Annotated in this window: 17 protein-coding genes; 5 read left to right on the top strand and 12 right to left on the bottom strand. The window is 71.0% G+C overall.

Annotated elements, in window-relative coordinates; all coding sequences use genetic code 11:
• Positions 1-18: 18 nt before the first annotated feature.
• The 4 genes from serS to NZH93_RS35535 are packed head-to-tail and all read right to left on the bottom strand — an operon-like array spanning position 19 to position 3,669.
• A complete protein-coding gene (gene serS / locus NZH93_RS35550; RefSeq protein WP_259627668.1) occupies positions 19-1,281 on the bottom strand; it encodes a serine--tRNA ligase in 1,263 nt (420 codons plus the stop codon).
• A gap of 49 nt (positions 1,282-1,330) precedes the next feature.
• A complete protein-coding gene (locus tag NZH93_RS35545; RefSeq protein ID WP_259627667.1) occupies positions 1,331-1,783 on the bottom strand; it encodes a DUF350 domain-containing protein in 453 nt (150 codons plus the stop codon).
• 22 nt (positions 1,784-1,805) lie between these two features.
• The gene (locus NZH93_RS35540) at positions 1,806-2,969 is read right to left on the bottom strand and encodes a glutathionylspermidine synthase family protein (RefSeq protein WP_259627666.1); all 1,164 of its coding nucleotides are present in this window, start codon (positions 2,967-2,969) and stop codon (positions 1,806-1,808) included.
• Between the two features lies 1 nt (position 2,970).
• Positions 2,971-3,669 carry a cell envelope integrity TolA family protein gene (locus NZH93_RS35535; protein WP_308214279.1) on the bottom strand — a complete coding sequence of 233 codons (699 nt, stop codon included), beginning with the start codon at positions 3,667-3,669 and terminating at the stop codon, positions 2,971-2,973.
• A gap of 180 nt (positions 3,670-3,849) precedes the next feature.
• Here NZH93_RS35535 and NZH93_RS35530 point away from each other — a divergent pair, with 180 nt between their 5' ends.
• The 3 genes from NZH93_RS35530 (at position 3,850) to NZH93_RS35520 (ending at position 6,597) form a co-directional block, all read left to right on the top strand.
• Positions 3,850-4,884: a septum formation family protein gene (locus tag NZH93_RS35530; RefSeq protein WP_259627665.1), complete on the top strand. Its 1,035-nt coding sequence runs from the start codon at positions 3,850-3,852 to the stop codon at positions 4,882-4,884.
• Positions 4,881-5,231 (top strand): metallopeptidase family protein, encoded by a 351-nt coding sequence (locus NZH93_RS35525; protein ID WP_259627664.1) that lies wholly within the window; start codon positions 4,881-4,883, stop codon positions 5,229-5,231. The genes NZH93_RS35530 and NZH93_RS35525 overlap by 4 nt, the downstream gene beginning before the upstream one ends.
• Before the next feature lie 157 nt (positions 5,232-5,388).
• Positions 5,389-6,597 (top strand): cytochrome P450 family protein, encoded by a 1,209-nt coding sequence (locus NZH93_RS35520; RefSeq protein WP_259627663.1) that lies wholly within the window; start codon positions 5,389-5,391, stop codon positions 6,595-6,597.
• Between the two features lie 19 nt (positions 6,598-6,616).
• Here the strand turns inward: NZH93_RS35520 and NZH93_RS35515 are convergent, their stop codons facing one another.
• Positions 6,617-7,228: a histidine phosphatase family protein gene (locus NZH93_RS35515; RefSeq protein ID WP_259627662.1), complete on the bottom strand. Its 612-nt coding sequence runs from the start codon at positions 7,226-7,228 to the stop codon at positions 6,617-6,619.
• A complete protein-coding gene (pheA, locus tag NZH93_RS35510) occupies positions 7,225-8,145 on the bottom strand; it encodes a prephenate dehydratase (RefSeq protein ID WP_259627661.1) in 921 nt (306 codons plus the stop codon). Before pheA ends, NZH93_RS35515 begins: the two co-directional genes overlap by 4 nt.
• Before the next feature lie 114 nt (positions 8,146-8,259).
• Here pheA and NZH93_RS35505 point away from each other — a divergent pair, with 114 nt between their 5' ends.
• Positions 8,260-8,856, top strand: coding sequence for a macro domain-containing protein (locus NZH93_RS35505; protein WP_259627660.1), 597 nt, complete (start codon positions 8,260-8,262; stop codon positions 8,854-8,856).
• A gap of 52 nt (positions 8,857-8,908) precedes the next feature.
• On the opposite strand, the gene NZH93_RS35500 is transcribed toward NZH93_RS35505, so the two are convergent.
• Positions 8,909-9,391: a GNAT family N-acetyltransferase gene (locus tag NZH93_RS35500; RefSeq protein WP_259627659.1), complete on the bottom strand. Its 483-nt coding sequence runs from the start codon at positions 9,389-9,391 to the stop codon at positions 8,909-8,911.
• Between the two features lie 60 nt (positions 9,392-9,451).
• Between NZH93_RS35500 and NZH93_RS35495 the strand changes: the two genes are divergently transcribed.
• The gene (locus NZH93_RS35495) at positions 9,452-10,081 is read left to right on the top strand and encodes a response regulator (protein ID WP_259627658.1); all 630 of its coding nucleotides are present in this window, start codon (positions 9,452-9,454) and stop codon (positions 10,079-10,081) included.
• Here NZH93_RS35495 and NZH93_RS35490 read toward each other — a convergent pair.
• From NZH93_RS35490 to NZH93_RS35470, 5 genes are all read right to left on the bottom strand, one after another.
• Positions 10,078-10,434 carry a helix-turn-helix domain-containing protein gene (locus NZH93_RS35490; protein WP_259627657.1) on the bottom strand — a complete coding sequence of 119 codons (357 nt, stop codon included), beginning with the start codon at positions 10,432-10,434 and terminating at the stop codon, positions 10,078-10,080. The two genes, NZH93_RS35495 and NZH93_RS35490, sit on opposite strands and share 4 nt — an antisense overlap.
• A 118-nt stretch (positions 10,435-10,552) precedes the next feature.
• The gene (locus NZH93_RS35485; RefSeq protein ID WP_372506966.1) at positions 10,553-11,674 is read right to left on the bottom strand and encodes a GAF domain-containing sensor histidine kinase; all 1,122 of its coding nucleotides are present in this window, start codon (positions 11,672-11,674) and stop codon (positions 10,553-10,555) included.
• Positions 11,675-11,679: 5 nt separating this feature from the next.
• Positions 11,680-14,892 carry a thiol reductant ABC exporter subunit CydD gene (gene cydD, locus NZH93_RS35480; protein WP_259627655.1) on the bottom strand — a complete coding sequence of 1,071 codons (3,213 nt, stop codon included), beginning with the start codon at positions 14,890-14,892 and terminating at the stop codon, positions 11,680-11,682.
• A complete protein-coding gene (cydB, locus tag NZH93_RS35475; RefSeq protein ID WP_259627654.1) occupies positions 14,889-15,896 on the bottom strand; it encodes a cytochrome d ubiquinol oxidase subunit II in 1,008 nt (335 codons plus the stop codon). The genes cydD and cydB overlap by 4 nt, the downstream gene beginning before the upstream one ends.
• A 14-nt stretch (positions 15,897-15,910) precedes the next feature.
• The gene (locus tag NZH93_RS35470; RefSeq protein WP_259627653.1) at positions 15,911-17,380 is read right to left on the bottom strand and encodes a cytochrome ubiquinol oxidase subunit I; all 1,470 of its coding nucleotides are present in this window, start codon (positions 17,378-17,380) and stop codon (positions 15,911-15,913) included.
• Between the last annotated feature and the right edge of the window lie 43 nt (positions 17,381-17,423).

Below are 17,423 nucleotides of genomic sequence, written 5' to 3'. Positions count from 1 at the left end.
CCCGGAACTCATCGGTCGTCAGCGGGCGGCGACCGGCTCCAGGACCTCGCGACCGCCGAGGTACGGGCGCAGCGCCTCGGGCACGCGCACGGAACCGTCCGCCTGCTGGTGGTTCTCCAGGATGGCGACGATCCAGCGGGTCGTCGCCAGGGTGCCGTTCAGCGTCGCTGTGATCTGCGACTTGCCGTTCTCGTCGCGGTACCGGATGTTGAGCCGCCGCGCCTGGAACGTCGTGCAGTTCGACGTCGACGTCAGCTCGCGGTAGGCCTGCTGCGACGGCACCCAGGCCTCGCAGTCGAACTTGCGGGCCGCGCTGGTGCCCAGGTCGCCCGCCGCCGTGTCGATGACCCGGTACGGGACCTCGACGCGGGCCAGCATCTCCTCTTCCCAGCCCAGCAGGCGCGCGTGCTCCGCCTCGGCGTCCTCGGGGCGCACGTAGGAGAACATCTCGACCTTGTTGAACTGGTGCACGCGGATGATGCCGCGGGTGTCCTTGCCGTAGCTGCCCGCTTCGCGGCGGTAGCACGACGACCAGCCCGCGTAGCGGCGCTCGCCGTCCAGGATCTCGTCCGCGTGGTAGCCGGCGAGCGGCACCTCCGACGTGCCGACCAGGTACAGGTCGTCGTCGCGGAGGCGGTACACCTCGCTGGCGTGCTCACCGAGGAAGCCGGTGCCCGCCATGATCTCCGGCCGCACCAGGGTGGGCGTGATCATCAGGGTGAAGCCGTTCTCGGTGGCCAGCGACGCGGCCATGTTCAGCAGCGCCAGCTCGAGCTGCGCGCCGACGCCGGTGAGGAAGTAGAAGCGCGAGCCCGCGACCTTCGCGCCGCGCTCGGTGTCGATCGCGCCGAGCTTCACGCCGAGGTCGAGGTGGTCCTGCGGCTCGAAGTCGAACGCGCGGGGCTCGCCGACGTGCTTGAGCACGACGTAGTCGTCCTCGCCGCCCTCGGGGGCGTCCGGGTGCACGATGTTCGGGATGGCGCGGTGCAGCTCGGTCAGCTCCGCCTCGGCGGTGTGCTGCTCGGCTTCCGCGGCCTTCACCTCGGCGGCCATCTCCTTGCCCTTGGCCAGCAGCGCGTCGCGCTCCTCGCCCTTGGCCCTGCCGACCTGCTTGCCGAACAGCTTCTGCTCGGCCCGCAGCGCGTCCGCCCTGGAGATGGCGGCCCGTCGGCGCTCGTCCGCGGACAGCAGCGCGTCGACCACGGACTCGTCCTCACCGCGCGCTCGCTGCGACGCACGGACGGCTTCGGGGTTCTCGCGCACTGCCTTCAGGTCGATCACGAGGGGTAAGGGTAGTCCTCCACCCCTCGTGATCTCGCCCGGATATCCACTAGCTGATGGCGACGGCCACCACGAGGCCCAGCGCCACGTGCGCGCTGGCCACGACGACGCTCGCCGGGGCGAACTTCTCGGACTCGATGAGCCTGCCGATGTCCAGGCGCGTCACCCACTCCAGCAGGCGGACGGCGAGCACCTGGACGATGATCCCGACGAAGCCGAAGATCAACGAGTAGAGCAGGCCCTCGGTCAGCTTGCCCTCGGAGCTGTAGATCGCGACGACGATGATCAGCGCCATGCTGAACAGGCCCGCGGCGGTCACGATGACGGCGTTCGGCTTGCCCGTGCGGACCAGACCGCTGAGCTGGCCGGGCGTCGTGAAGTCGATGGCGTAGAAACCCACGACCATCAGGATCAGGCCGACGACGGCGTACAGCGCGATCGCGCCGATGCCCCGACCGATCGTCGAACCGAATCCGGGGTCCAACGCGAGTTGGGTGATCACTGGTCCTCCATGTGCTGGTGCTTCATTCGACAATCCGGTGGGGAACGAAGGCCGCGCCGTCATCGGTCACGAGACCGGTGGTTTCGCGGATGCCCAGGCCCGCGGCCTGGTCGCCGACGACCCACGCGCCCAGAGCGGGCCGGTAGCCGTCGAACTCGGGCAGGGGGTCGAACAACTGGTAGACGAAGCCCTCCTTGCCGTAGACCCCGCCGGTCTGGGTCTCGTAGCCGGGAGCGACGATCTGGATGTTCGAGCCCTCGCGGCCCAGCCGCGGCTTGCGCACGTACTCCGTGAGCAGCCCCGGATCGTCGAGGTAGGCGGGCAGCAGGTTCGGGTGGCCGGGGTACATCTCCCACAGCACCGCGAGCAGCGCCTTGTTCGACAGCAGCATCTTCCACAGCGGCTCGACCCACAGCGTGCCGGGCAGGCTCTCCACCGCGTGGCGGCCGAACTGCTCGTCGACCACCCACTCCCACGGGTAGAGCTTCACCACGGTGCTCATCCGCTCCTCTTCGAGGTCGACGAACCTCTTGAGCAGCGTGTCCCAGCCGATGTCCTCGATGGACAGGCCGACGGTGTTCATGCCCGCCTCGGCCGCGGTCTCCTGGAGGTAGGCGAGCGTGATGTGGTCCTCACCGGACGTGTCCGCCGACGACCAGGTGAAGTGCAGCTCGTTCGACGGCAGCAGCGCGCCGATCTCACCCCAGCGCTCGACCAGCTTCTCGTGGATCGAGTTCCACTGGTCGTCGTCCGGGAACACCTCGGTCTTCCAGTACCACTGGAGCACCGCCGCCTCCAGCAGCGAGGTGGGGGTGTCCGCGTTGTACTCCAGCATCTTGGCCGGACCCGACCCGTCGTAGCGCAGGTCGAACCGCCCGTAGACGTGCGGGTCGCGCCGCTTCCACGACTCCGCGATGGCGGGCCAGACCCACTCCTGGATGCCGAAGTCGCGGTAGCGCTCGGTGAGCACGACGTTGTCCACGGCTTCCAGGCACATGCTGTGCAGCAGTTCCACGTCGGCTTCGAGCGAGAGGATGTCGCTCATCTCGAAGACGTAGTGCGCCGATTCGTCCCAGTAGGGGCGCTCGACGCCGTTCACGCCCCTGGCGGGCGCCCCGAACACGAGACCCTGTTCCGAGACCGTCCGCTGCCAGTTCGGCCGCGGCGGGGATGTCCCTCGGCGCAACTCAGCTCCCCCCGCTCTTGCTGCCACCGCTGGACACGCCGAACCCACCGCGCTGGATGCTGGTGCCCGACCTGGTCGAGATGCTCGCCTTCGGCGGCTTCACCGTCGTACCGCCGGAGATCTTCTGCCCGACGACACCGGTGCCGCCGTAGTTGTAGCGGTACTGGCTGTAGCCCCCGCCGACGATCGGCATGTAGATGAAGCCGCCGGACGAGTACCCGCCGTGCGAACGGGCGTAGTTCTCGTCGCAGTTGTTGTCGTCGGCGACCACCACGTCGTCGCTGGTCGTGCAGGTGGCGGTCACGTCGTCCGGGCTCAGCGCCGCGTACCCGATCGCGACCAGCGCGACCACGCCGACCGTCACGCCACCGCCGATGAGCAGCCGCTTGCGGACCTTCTTCTTCCGCGCGTACTCCGCCTCGCGGGCCTGGTCGGCCGCGACCAGGTCCCGCTGGGCCTGCTCACGGGCGCGCTGCTCGGCCAGTGACGGCGGACGCGGCTTGGTCGACCCGTCCTGCTGCCGGATCCGGCCTCGCGGGTTCGACGGCTGCTGCGGCGGTTGCTCGGCCGCGGGCACGTAGGGCGGGGGCGTCGAGCCCCCCGCGGGCGCGCCTGAACTCGGCCCGCCGCTCTGCGGTGTCGGTGCGTTCTGTCCGGTCTCGGGTGTCCCAGAGGTCCCGGACCTGTCGTTCTCAGTCATCAGCCACTCCCGGCGGGGACGGTACAGAGATCAGCCGCCGAACGGGTGACGAGTGTCCGAAAAGCAACACTCCTCCCCCACGTCGAGGGCCTCTCGGTCGGCACAGGCATCATGGAGTAGATGTCAGCGAGCGCTCAGCGGTTTCGTCGTGGTGGCCACATTCGCGGTACGCGGGTGGTCATGATCGGCGCGTCCGTGGGGGGGTTCCTCCTCCTCGGGCTGAGCGCGTTCACATCCTGGCCGGTCAGCGGCAGTGGCCTGGTAGGTGGGGACACCGCGAAGCCGACCGTCAACCCAGCTTACGAGTCGGAAGCCGCGGACTGCCTGAACTGGGCGAAACCCGACCTGTCGGACGTCAAGAAGGTCGACTGCGGCAACCAGCACCTGTTCGAGGTCACCGGGAAGGTGGACATCTCCGCCGAGTACGCGAAGGAAGCGAAGTACCCGGCGGCCACCGACTGGGCGAAGATCAGCCTCGACCACTGCACCAAGCCGTCGCTGGACTACCTGGCCGGCAAGTTCGACCCGTTCGGGAAGTACACCGTCGGGCCGCTCAACCCCGGTGAGCAGGAGTGGAACGCCGGTTTCCGCACGTTGCGCTGCGGTCTCCAGGTCGTCGGACCGGCGGGCGGGCTGCTGCCGTCGTTCGGCACGGCGAAGAAGCAGGACCAGTCGGACGTGTACGACCCCGGCGTGTGCCTCGGCCTGAACGGCAAGTCCGTCGGCGACCCGGTCGACTGCGCCCAGCCCCACACGTTCGAGATCGTCGGCGTGGTGGACCTCGCCGCGACGATCGGCGCGGACTTCCCGGCGCCGGAGAAGCAGGACGAGGTGCTGCCCGCCACCTGCGACGCGATGGCGGCCGACTACTCCGGCGGGGCCGACCTGAAGAGCAAGGGCCTGGTCGTGACCTGGGACAACCGGCTGCCGGAGAGCTGGGCCGCCGGGTCGCACAAGGTCAACTGCAAGATCGGCGCCGTCCCCGCGGACGCCTCGGGGCTGACGGCGTTCGCCGGTTCCGTGCGCAACCCGAACGCGCCGCCCCTGACCACGTCGAACCCGCCCCAGACCACGGCCGTCAGCCAGGCGGAGGCCACCGGCGCCCCCCTGCACTCCGAGGTCCCGTCGGGGTCGAACGCGCCGTCGTCGAGCCAGAACCCGAGCGGGTCGGCGACCAGCACCACGTCGGTCACGACGACCTCCAAGACGTCGTGACGGTGGAGATGACGCGCGACCGGTTCGAGGAACTGGTCGGCGACGCGCTGGACCTCATCCCGCCCGACTTCGCGGCGGCGATGGACAACGTCGTCGTGCTGATCGAGGACCGCAACCCGGACGAGCCGACGCTGCTCGGGCTCTACCACGGCGTGGCGCTCACCGAGCGGACTTCGGACTACGGCGGCGTGCTGCCGGACCGGATCTTCATCTACCGCGACGCGCTCCTCGACTTCTGCGAGGACGAGGACGACGTCGTGAACGAGGTGGCCGTCACAGTGGTGCACGAGATCGCCCACCACTTCGGCATCGACGACGCCCGCCTGCACGAACTGGGCTGGGGCTAGCCGGTGAACAGGGGTTCGACAGCTATTCTCATCAGCCCGTTCGGAACAAGAACGCCATTAGAGCGCGACTCGCGGGATCACTTGACGGTGATTTTCCACAATGCACGATAATACTGCTCCGTCAGATCACGTACCGATCACACCGGAGACCGTGACCATGGAGCCGCAGTTTCGCCAGACGACGATCGACCCCTCCGGGCGATTCCTGCACGCCGAGAACGACAGACTCAGGGCCAAGGGTCCGGCGACGCGGGTAATGCTCCCCGGCGGTGTGTCCGCGTGGTCGGTGACGAGGCACGAGGTCGTGAAGCGGCTCTGCGCGGACCCCAGGGTGTCCCGCGACCCGGTGCGCCACTGGCCCGCCTACGCGGGTCTGCCGACCGACTGGCCGCTGCGCTCGTTCATCTCGACGGTGAACGCCTTCACCACCTACGGGGGCGACCACCAGCGGCTCCGCACGATGATGGGCAGCGCGTTCACGCCGCGCCGCGTCGAGGGCGTGCGGGGGCGCGTGCACGCGACCGTGGGCAGGCTGGTGCGGGACATGAGCCGCGCCCGACCCGGTGAGGTGCTGGACCTGCGTCGCGCGTTCACCGACGTCGTGCCCGCCGAGGCGCTGTGCGACCTGGTGGGCATACCCGACTCGTTCCGCGGCCGGGCCGTGCACAGCATCCAGGCGATCAACCGCCCGGCCACGGACGACCGCGACTTCATGGACCTCACGTCGTGCCTCGGCGCGCTGGTCGCGACGAAGTACATGGTCAAGGGCGACGACCTGACCAGCGACCTGATCAACGCCCGCTACGGCGAGGACCGGTTGACCGAGGACGAGGTCAACACGGCGCTGCTCCTGATGATCGGCGCGGGCAGCGGGACCACCGCGAACCTGCTGTGCAAGGCCGTCACCGCGCTGCTCACCCACCCCGACCAGCTCAAGCTGGTCAAGGCGGGCGACGCGACCTGGATCGACGTGATCGAGGAGACGCTGCGCGCGGAGGGCCCGGTGCAGCACCTGCCGCTGCGCTACGCCGTCGAGGACGTCGACCTCGGCTTCGACACCGTGATCAGGGCCGGTGAGCCGATCATGCTGGCGTTCGGCGCCGCGGGCCGCGACCCCGTCGCGCACGGCCGCACCGCGGACGAGTTCGACCTGACCCGAACGGACAAGGACCACCTCGCGTTCGGCCACGGCGTGCACCACTGCATCGGCGCGCCACTAGCCCGAATGGAGGCATCAATCGCGCTGCCCGCCCTGTTCGCGCATTTTCCGGACATGGAACTCGCCGTGCCCGCCGCCGAACTCCAGCCATTGCCGACGTACGTCTACAACGGTCTCGTCGAATTGCCCGTGAGGCTGCGGAAATAGTGAGCCGCGCTAACAGGTTTCAGTCGACCGGGATGTCCACACCGGACCACGCGGTGCAGCGCCACCCGTCGCCGTCCGATTCCAGGACGACCCGGCCGGTGTTCGGCAGCAAACCCCCCGCGGCCAGGCCCGCCGTCACGTTCGGGGCGAGCGCCTGCCCCGTCAACCGGATGGCCCCGCCGTGGCTGACCAGCACGACCGTGCCCTCGGTGACGCCTTCGGTGATCCTCGCGATGGTGGCGAGGCAGCGGTCGACCACCTGACGGCCGTTCTCCCCGCCCGGCAGCGTCAGGTCGAGCCGCCCCTCCGCCCACTCCGCGGCGGTCTTGACGAAGATCCCGTACGCCTCGCGGTCCGAGCGGCCTTCGAGCTCGCCGCAGAAGATCTCCTGCACCCCCTCGACGACCTGGACGGCCATCCCGTGCGCCGCCGCGACGGGCGCCGCCGTCTGCTGCGCCCGCACCGCCGTGCTGGCGTAGACGGCCACCACGGGCTCGTCGGCCAGCGCGGCGGCGAGGAGGTTCGCCTGCTCCTGGCCGAGGTCGGTCAGCGGGGGCCCCGGCGGCAGCGAGTCGAGGGCCATCTTCAGGTTGGACGCGGTCTCACCGTGCCGCACCAGCATCAACCTCACGCGCCCACCCCTCGTCGCACCGCGGCGACCCAGTCGGCGGCCGCGGTGAAGTCCTCGTTGCTCGCGGCGACCGGTTCGCCGCTCACGGTCGGTTCGGCCTGCGGGTAGGACCCGAGGAACCGGACCTGCCTGCAATGGCGGTGCAGCGCGGCCAGGGCGTCGCCCACCCGCGGCTCGGCGACGTGGCCGAGCATGTCGATGTAGAACCGGTACTCGCCGAGGCGGCCCTTGGTGGGGCGGGACTCGATCCTGGTCAGGCTGATCCCGCGCAGCGCCAGCTCCACGAGCAGCTCCGACAGCGCGCCGACCCGGTCGGCGGTCGTCACGACCATGGACGTGCGGTCGGAGCCGGTCGGCTCGGGGAGCGTGCCGGGGCGGCGCAGGTAGAGGAACCGGGTCTTCGCGTCCGCCACGTCGGCGACGTCCGTCGCGAACTCGCTCAGCGGGTAGTGGTTGACCGCGACCGGGGCGCTCACGGCGGCGTCGAACTCGCCGCGCTGGACGGCGACGGCCGCGGCGGCCGTGGACGTCGTCGACACGACCGAGGCTTCGGGGAGGTTCTCCTCCAGCCAGTACCGGACCTGCGCGAGTGCGTGCGGGTGGCTCGCGACCGTGCGCACGGCCCCCACCCCGGTGCCCGGCCGGACCAGGACGCTGAACCGCACCGGCAGCACGGTCTCCGCGACGGCGACCAGCGGCTCGCCCTCGGCGAGCGCGTCCATCGTCGCGGGAACGGCGCCCTCGACGGAGTTCTCCACCGGCACGCAGGCGGCGTCCACTTCGCTCCTGCGGACGGCGGCGAGGGCTTGCGGCACGGTCTCGTACGGCACGAGTTCGTCCCGTCCGGGGTGGACGAACCCGATGGCGGCCTGTTCGGTGAACGTCCCTTGTGGCCCGAAATATGCGATGCGCGGCACGGGCCAACCATACGAGGGTGACCTGCGGTGACCGACGTTGAGTCGAGGATCACGCGACAGGTCGGTGCCCAACCCGGTTCCGAAGAGGGTGCCGCAACTGGAATGCTTGTCCGCGTGTCCCCCGATGCGGAGGGTGAGATCAACACTCCGGCAGCTCCCCAGATCGTGTTGTGCGCCGTCGACGAGCCCTTGGCCACGGCCTGGCTCTCGGTGGCGGAAGGTCGAGCGGGGATCCGGGTGCACCGGGGCTCCGTTCTCGACATCATCGCCGAGGCCGTGGTCAGCCCGGCCAACTCCTACGGCTGGATGCGCGGCGGCATCGACGCCGTCTACGCGCGGGCGTTCCCCGACGTGGAGGCGCAGGTGCGCAGCGCCGTGCTCGCGCTGCACGGCGGTGAACTGCCCGTCGGCGAGGCGATGCTGGTGTCCACCGGCGAACCCGAGCCGCATTGGCTGATCAGCGCCCCCACCGTTCGCCACCCCGGCGAGCGGCTGCCGGAGGACACGGTGCACCCGTACCTCGCGGCGAGGGCCGTGCTGCGCCTGTGGCAGGACGGGCGGTTGGAGGACGGCAGGCCGGTGCGCGACGTCGTGCGCACCATCGCCATGCCCGGCCTCGGCACCGGCGTCGGCGGCGTGGCGCCCGAGACGTGCGCGCGGCAGGTCGCCGCGGCGTGGGACGAGGTCTTCAGCCCGTTACCGAGACGTTAGCCACAGGTTGTGCACAAACCTGTGGACAACCTTGGGGAAAGCCTGTGCACAACTAGCGGATCGAAACGCGTCTTTCCAGGTCCAGCTCGTCCGTGATGGGGATGCCGTAGTCCCCGACCACGGGGATCTCCGGCTTGAGGCGGCGCGATTCGCGCACCGCGTCCGGCCGCAACGCCGCCAGCTTGAACCCGCGCCGCTGGTAGAAGCGCATCGCGTCCAGGTTGTCGTTCGTCGTCGTCAACCGGATGCGCGAGCACCCGAGTTCCCGCGCGCGCACCACCGTCGCGTCGACCAGTGAACTGCCCACCCCGCGGCCCCGGCGGAGCGCGTCGATGGTGACGATCTCCAGCACCGGACCGCTGGTCGTGTAGGTCAGCAGGCCCAGGACGCGGTCCTGCTGCTCCACGAGGAACCCCGGAAGGCTCGCGGGGAAGAACACCTCCCCGTGCGCGACCGCCGTGTGGGCGCGTTGAAGCTCCAGTACCAAACGCCCGACCACTATCCGGTCGGCTTCCTCGATGGGGCGAACGACCATCCTTGAACTGTGTCAACACGAGCGGCCCTCGTGAACCGGCATTCGCCGTACGGTTGTTTCGTGCCGGTGCGCGTGTTGCTAGTGGACGACCACGAGGTGGTGCGCAGAGGTCTGCGCGAAATGCTGGACGACGAGGACGACATCCAGGTCGTCGCGGAAGCGGGAGGGGTGGCCGAAGCGGTCGCCAGGGCGTCGTCCGCGATGCCCGACGTGGCCGTGGTCGACGTCCAGCTACCCGACGGCAACGGCGTCGAACTCTGCAAACGCCTGCGCGCCCTCCCCGACGGCCCGCGCTGCCTGGTGCTCACCGCGTTCGACGACGAGGAGGCGCTGGTGGGCGCGATCATGGCGGGCGCCTCCGGCTACCTGCTGAAACAGGTCCGCGGCCAGGACCTGGTCACCGCCGTCCGCGAGGTAGCCGCAGGCCGCTCCCTCCTCGACCCGGTCACCACGGCCCGCGTACTGGCCCGCATGCGCCGCCCGGTCGAGACCGACGCGCTGGCGTCGTTCACCGACCAGGAACGCCGCGTGCTGGACCTCATCGGCGAGGGCATGACGAACCGGCAGATCGCCGAACGGCTGTTCGTGGCGGAGAAGACCGTGAAGAACTACGTCACGTCCGTGCTCGCCAAACTGGGAATGGAACGCCGCACCCAGGCCGCCGCGTGGGTGGCGAGGAGGTCGCGCTAGACGCGGAGGCCGTCGACCTCACTGCTGGAGACGGTCACCTCGTGGTCGTCGAAGTCGGCCACGATCTTGAGGCGGCCACCGAGGGCGGCCACGTACCGGTCGACCGTGTCGACCTCCAGCGCACCCAGCTCGCCCTTCTCCAGTTGGCTGATCCGGGGCTGGCTCACCCCCATGCGCACGGCCAGCTCGGTCTGGGTCACCCCGGCCCGCTCCCTGAGCACCGACAGGCGGAAGCCGACGACGTAGGCGTGGGTCCGCGCACGAGCCGCCGCCCGCACCTCGACCACGTCACGCCCAGCCCCGACGTCCAGCCGCTCCTTCTCCGCCTTGACCTCCCGCCAGGAACGCCCCATCCCTCAGCCCTCCTTCACGGTCGTTGCCGCCAGGTGTTCGACGTAGCGGCGATCGGCGATCGGAACGTTCACGCGGTACCAGTCCTGCCACTGCCCCGCCATGACTACCGGCCACCAGTCACAACGGCACCTGCCACGTGATCGTCGTCCCGGTGCGCGGTGACGACGTCACCTCGGACTTCCCGCCTGCCGCGAACGCCCGTTCCTCCAGGTGCCTCAGCCCTCGGCGGGCGACGCCGCGGGGGATGCCGCAGCCGTCGTCGGCGACCCGCAGCAGCAGCCGGTCCGGTTCGCGGTGCAGGGCGACCGCCACCGAGTGCGCGCCGGAGTGCCGGACCACGTTGGACAGCGCTTCGCGCAGGGCGGCGCGGGCGTGGTCGGCGAGTGCGGCGGGGACGTCGTCCGGGTCGCCTTCGACGTCCAGCACGGGGTCGAAGCCGAGGAGTTCGCCCGCTATCCGCACCTCGGCGCGCACCGAGTCCACCAGGTCGCGGTCGGCGGCTTTGCCGGGTTCGGCGCGGCGCAGGGCTCGGACGGTGGCCCTGACCTCGGCGATCGTCTCGTCCAGTTGGTCGACGGCCTCGACGAGCCGGGCCGATTCGCGGGCGTCCAGTTGCTTGCCGAGCCGTCGTCCGAGCAGGTCGAGCTGCACGCCGGTCGCGTACAGCCGTTGGATGATCACGTCGTGCAGGTCGCGGGCGATCCGTTCGCGCTCCTGGTAGACGGCCACCCGCTGCCGCGCGGTCGACCCCTCGGCGAGCACCACGGCGAGTCCGGCCTGCGCGGCGAACGCGGCCAGCAGGTCGACGGTGTCCGCTTCGAACGGTGGCGCTCCGCGCTTGCGGTACACGGCGAGTGCGCCGATCTTGCGTTCACGGGTGCCGAACGGCGCCACGGCGAACGGCCCGTACCCGCGCAGCGACTTGGGCACGAACGGCGCGGTGCGCGGGTCGGTGGTGACGTCGGCGGCGACCACCGGCACCCCGCCCCTGGCGGCTCGGGCGGCGGCGGAGCGGGCGGACAGCACCGAGCCGACGGGGTCGCCGTCGAAGCCGAACCCGTGGGACGCCTCGACGACCAGCCGCCCGTCCTCGGCCGTGAGCATCGCCAGGCCGAGGTCGGCTTCGGTGAGCGCGGCGGCGGAGCGCACGACGAGCGGCAGCACCGCGTCGGGGTCGTCGCCCTCGAGCGCGGCTGACGTGATCTCGGTCGACGCGGCGAGCACCTGCCTGGGGTCCACGACGCTCAACGGTAGGCCCGCTCCCGCACGTGCCCGTCGGCGACGTCCAGCACCAGGTCGGCTCGCGCCGCTTCCTCGGGCCGGTGGGTGATGTGCACGACGGTGCGGCCGCGCAGCGCGACCTCCAGCCGGTCGAGCAGCGCTCGCGCGGTCGGCTCGTCCAGGTGCGCGGTGGGTTCGTCGAGCAGCACCAGGTCGGCGTCGTGCAGCAACGTCCTGGCCAGCGCGACCCGTTGCGCCTCCCCACCGGACAAAACACCGTTACCGATGAGGGTGTCGAGCCGGTCCACCCACTCCGGCAGGCCCGCGAGCAGCAGCGCTTCCCGCAGCCGGTCGTCGTCGGCGTGCGGGTCGGCCATCCGCAGGTTCTCCCGGACGGTCGTGGACACGAGCTGCGGCTCCTGCGGGCACCACGCGATCCGCTCCGCCGCCGCGGGCCGTCCGAGGAACCCCAGCAGGTGCGCGAACAGCGTCGACTTGCCCGCGCCCGACGGTCCGACGACGGCCGTCCAGCCCACGTGCAGGGTGAGGTCGACGTCCGCCAGCACCGGTTCGCCGCCCGGCCAGCCGATGCCGTCCGCCCGTTCGGGCTGGACGTCGCCGTCGATCACCTCGGTCAGCCGCCGGTGCGCCTGGCGCAGCGCGGCCCGTTGCTGCGCGGCGGCGGGCAGTCCGGCGAACGCCTCGGCCAGCGCGAGCGGCACGAGTCCGAGCACCGGGACCAGCAGCGGGTCGACGGTGCCGACCGCGAGGACCGTGCACACCAGCGAGGCGAGACCGGTGGTCAACTGGAGGACGGCGGTGGCCGCCCCCGCGCCCAGCGCCTGCCTGCGGGTCTGCCGGACGAGTTCGGCGTCGTGGCGCGCCACCTCGGCGCGCTTGCGCTCGTGCGCGCCGAACGCGATGAGGTCCGGCGCCGCGTCGAGCAGGGTGAACACGTCCGCGCCGAGTCGTCGGCGGCCGGTGGCGAGCACGGTGGTGGCCCGCCGTTCGACCGCGAGCGCCACCGCGGGCGCGGCCAGTCCGCCGACGAGCAGCGCGACCGCCAGCGCCACCCCGGCCGCGGGGAGGATCAGGCTGAACAGCACCACCGCGCCCGCGCCGACGCCTGCCGCCACGATCGGCGGCAGCAGCACGCGCGGCACGAGGTCGCGGACCGTGTCCGTGTCGTCGACCAGCCGCTGGAGGGTATCGCGCCGCACCCGCGCGGGCCCGAGCCGGACCAGCGCCTCCCACAGCCTGGTTCGCAGATCACCCGCCAGCCGGAACGCGGCCTCGTGCGACACGAGCCGTTCCAGGTAGCGCAACACGCCCTTGGCCAGCGCGAACGTCCGGACGCCGACCACGAGCACCGACAGCGTCAGGATCGGCGGCTGTTCGGCGGCGCGGGCGATCAGGTACGCGGCGAACGCGCTCAGCGCCACGCCGCTGCCCAGTGCCGCGATGCCCAACAAGGCGCCCGCAAGCGCTCGCGCGGTCAGCAGCCTGCCCGTCTTGGTGCGGTTCTCCGCCGTCTCCGCTCCTGCTCGGACGGTCGTCCGGTGCCGCGGCTCGTCCGCCGCCTCCACCACCCGGTGCGTGGCGAGCACGACCGCCACCCCGTCGTCCGCGGCCCGGTGGACGGCGGCCATCACCAGCGCCGCCGTCGGCGGGTCGAGGTGCGCGGTCGGTTCGTCGAGCAGCAGCACCCGCGCCCCCGCGCGGACCTTCAGCAGCGCCCTGGCCACGGCTACTCGCTGGCGTTCGCCTGTGGACAGATCGTTAACCCGCCGGTCACAAAGGTGGTCGGCGGCGACGTCGGCCAGTTCCGCCGGTTCCGGCCGCCGTCCGATCGCCAGTTCCAGCTCGTCGGCGACCGTGGTCCCGGCGAACGCGGGCCGCTGCGGCACCCAGGCCACGTGCCGCCGCCACGCCGCCGCATCCACAGTGGACAGGTCGTTCCCGCAGACCAGGACCGTCCCCGCGTCCGGCCGAACGAAACCGAGCAGCACCGCGATCGTCGTCGACTTGCCCGCGCCGCTCGGCGCGTCCAGCCGATGGACCTCGCCCGCGCGGACCGTGAAGCTCACGCCGTCGGGCGCGTCCCGGTCCCGCCTGCGAACGCGCAGGCCACGGACGTCCAGGACCACATCACCCGTTTGGCCGCAGGTTGTCCACAGGTCTGACAGTTGTCCACAGGCAAGATCGACATCCCCTTCCCGACCGGGTGAAGCCGATAGACTGGTGCTGGGACGCCCCCCAGTGGCGGGCGGGGGCTGTGTGGGTCCAGGGGCGGTGTTCGAGGGTTTCCGAACTGGGGTTTCCTCGGTGATCTCCGCGACCCGGCGTACGGCTTCGAGGCCGTCCTCGCTGGCGTGGTGGGCCGCGCCCGCCGCTCTCAGCGGCAGGTAGCACTCCGGGGCGAGGATCAGGACGACCAGGCCGGTGAGCAGGGTCAGTTCGCCGGAGACCAGTCTGAGGCCGATGCCGACGGCGATCAGTGCGACCGACAGCGACGCGGCGATCTCCAGCACCAGCGCCGACAGGAACGCGACGCGCAGCGTGCCCATCGTGGCCCTGCGGTGGCGGTCGCCGACGTCGCGGACGGCCTTGGCCTGGGCGGCGGCTCGTTTGAACGCGGTCAGCACCGGAAGGGCGCGGACCAGTTCCAGCAGGTAGCCGGAGAGGCGTTCGGTGACGTCCGCGGCGTGCGCGACCTGCCGTTGGGTGAACAGGCCGATGAGGATCGCGAACACCGGGATCAGCGGGATGGTGGCGGCGATCAGCAGCGCGGACGTGGGGTCGGTGAGCAGGATCCAGGCGCCGACGAGCGGTGGGACGACGACGGTCGTGACCAGTGCGGGCAGGTACCTGGTGAAGTAGGCGTCGAGGGCGTCGAGGCCCTTGGTGGCGAGGACGGCGAGTTCGGCGGGGCCGCGGGCGGTGATCCAGTCCGGGCCCAGTGCGAGCGAGCGGTCGAGCAGCGCGGCCCGCAGTTCCTCCTTCGCGCCCGCGGCGGCTCGGGCGGCGACCGACTCGGTCACCCACGCCAGCACGGCGCGCGCGACGACGGCCGAGGCCAGGAGCGCCCACGTCGAGCCGCCGGTGAGGGCGGTCGCGAGCGCCACGGCCTGCACGACCGTGGCGACGGCGGTGCCCGCGGCGAGCACGGCGCACCAGACCAGCGCCCACCTCGCCGAGCGGGATAGCGCGGGGAGCGCGCCGAGCGGCCCCTTCACGACGACGGGACGTGCACGGGCGGGATGTGGCGGGTGCCGATGCGCTTGCGGAACACCCAGTAGGTCCACCCCTGGTAGACGAGCACGGCGGGCGTGCCGAACGCGGCGACCCAGGTGATGACCGTGAGCGTGTACGGGCTGGAGGCGGCGTTCGCGACCGTCAGCGAGAACGCCGGGTCGAGGGTGGAGGGCAGGACGTTCGGGTAGAGCGCGCCGAACAGCGCGGTGATGGCGGCGACGATGGTCAGCCCCATCAGCGCGAACGCCTGCCCCTCGCGGCCGAGTGCGAGCCTGGCCATCGCCGCGAACGCCGCCAGCGCGACCAGGATCGCGGCGCCCCACGTCCACACCGAGCCGGACCGCACCTGCACGACGAGCAGCAGCACCAGCAGCGGCAGCAGGGCGAACGGGGCGATCCGCAGCGCCAGCGCGCGGGCCCGGACCCGGATGTCGCCCTCGGTCTTCAGCGCGGTGAACACCGCGCCGTGCACCAGGGCGTAGCCGGTGATCGCGGCGGCGCCGAGGAGGGTGTCCCAGCGCAGCGACGCGAACGGCGAGCCGACCCGGTTGCCCGCGGCGTCGATGGGCAGGCCGAGCACGGTGGACGTGATCAGCAGCCCGACGGTCAGCGGCGCGAGCCACGAGCAGACCACGATCGCCTTGTCCCACCGGGCGCGCCAGCGCGCCGAGTCGACCTTCCCGCGGTATTCGAAAGCGACTCCCCGGCCGATCAGCGCCAGCAGGAACACCAGCACGGGCAGGTACACCGTGCTGATGAGCGACGCGTACCAGCCGGGGAACGCCGCGAACGTGGCACCGATCGCGACGATCAACCACACCTCGTTGCCGTCCCAGACCGGCCCGATGGTGTTGATCATGACGCGACGTTCCTTCTCGTCGCGTCCCAGCACGGGGAGGAGCATGCCGACGCCGAAGTCGAAGCCCTCCAGGAAGAAGTAGCCCAGCCAGAGCAGGGCGATCACGCAGAACCAGAGCGTTTCCACGGCGGTCCCCTCTCTCAGTAGGCGAAGGCGAGTGCGTCGGTCTTCTCGGCGTCCGGCGGTGGCGCGGGTGGCAGCACACCCGCAACGCCCGCCCGGACGTAGCGCCGGATCAGGAACCCCTCGACGACCGCCAGCACGCCGTAGACCAGCGTCAACGAGATCAGCGACGTGAGCACCTCGCCCACCGTCGACGACGACACGGCTCTGGCGGTGAACATCCAGACACCGTCCACACCGGACGGGTTGGGCACGACGACGAACGGCTGGCGGCCCATCTCGGTGAAGATCCAGCCCGCGCTGTTCGCCAGGAACGGCGTCGCGACGCTCGCGAGCGCGGCGATCGGGAACCACCGGCCGCGCGGCACCCGGCCGCCGCGGGTGAGCCACAGCGCGAGCACGCCGGTGGCCACCGAGATGCCGCCGAACCCGATCATCAGCCGGAAGCCCCAGTAGGTCACGGGCAGCACGGGCACGTAGTCGATCGGCTTCCCGGACAGCTCGCCGAGCTGCGGGTCGACCGGGTAGTTCGTGCCGTACTTCTCCTGGTACAGCGGGACGAGCTCGTCGATGCCCTTGACCTCGCTGGTGAAGTCGTTGTGCGCCAGGAAGGACAGCAGCGCGGGGACGGTGACGTTCTTGACGCTCTCGCAGTCGGAGCGGGTCAGGTCGCCGATCGCGAACACCGAGAAGCTCGCCGGTTGTTCGGTGTGGCACAGGGCTTCGGCGGCGGCCATCTTCATCGGCTGCTGCTCGAACATCAGCTTGCCCTGGAAGTCACCGGTGACGGCGACGCCCGCGAACGCGACCACGCCGACCCACGTGCCGAGCTTCAACGACGAGCGCCACACGGGCTCCTCGTCGGACTTGCGCCACAGGTGCCAGGCGGCGATGGCGACCAGGAACGCGGCGGCCACCATGAAGGCGCCGAAGATCGTGTGCGGGAACGCGGCCAGCACGGTGTTGTTGGTCAGCACGGCCCAGATCGACGTGAGGCGCGCGCGGCCGTCGACCAGTTCGACGCCGACGGGGTGCTGCATCCACGAGTTCGCGGCCAGGATGAAGTACGCGGAGGCGATGGTGGCCAGCGAGAACGCCCACACGCAGGCGAGGTGGACCTTCTTCGGCAGCCGGTCCCAGCCGAAGATCCACAGGCCGAGGAAGGTCGACTCGACGAAGAACGCGACCAGGCCCTCCATCGCCAGCGGGGCGCCGAACACGTCGCCCACGAACCGCGAGTACGCGCTCCACGTGAGCCCGAACTGGAACTCCTGCACGATGCCGGTCACGACGCCCATGGCGAAGTTGATCAGCAGCAGCTTGCCCCAGAACTTGGTCATCGCGTAGTAGCGCCGGTCGCCCGTGCGCACCCAGGCGGTCTGCATGCAGGCCACCAGCAGCGAGAGGCCAATCGTCAGCGGCACCATCAAGAAGTGGTAGACGGTGGTGATGCCGAATTGCCACCGCGCGAGATCCAGTACTTCCACGCTTCGAACCTAGGTCCGCCGCACCCGCCGTGATCAGGTGCGA

Source organism: Umezawaea endophytica (assembly GCF_025061645.1).
Lineage (GTDB): Bacteria > Actinomycetota > Actinomycetes > Mycobacteriales > Pseudonocardiaceae > Umezawaea > Umezawaea endophytica.
Note: the sequence above shows the minus strand (reverse complement) of the source record. Positions and strands in the feature narration are given on the sequence as shown.

What these genes read in the sequence shown, in the direction of transcription:
- NZH93_RS35500 (WP_259627659.1), bottom strand. Translation starts at nt 9,391, where the DNA reads ATGGTCGTTCGCCCCATCGAGGAAGCCGACCGGATAGTGGTCGGGCGT.
- NZH93_RS35490 (WP_259627657.1), bottom strand. Translation starts at nt 10,434, where the DNA reads ATGGGGCGTTCCTGGCGGGAGGTCAAGGCGGAGAAGGAGCGGCTGGAC.
- NZH93_RS35535 (WP_308214279.1), bottom strand. Translation starts at nt 3,669, where the DNA reads ATGACTGAGAACGACAGGTCCGGGACCTCTGGGACACCCGAGACCGGA.
- NZH93_RS35520 (WP_259627663.1), top strand. Translation starts at nt 5,389, where the DNA reads ATGGAGCCGCAGTTTCGCCAGACGACGATCGACCCCTCCGGGCGATTC.
- NZH93_RS35530 (WP_259627665.1), top strand. Translation starts at nt 3,850, where the DNA reads ATGATCGGCGCGTCCGTGGGGGGGTTCCTCCTCCTCGGGCTGAGCGCG.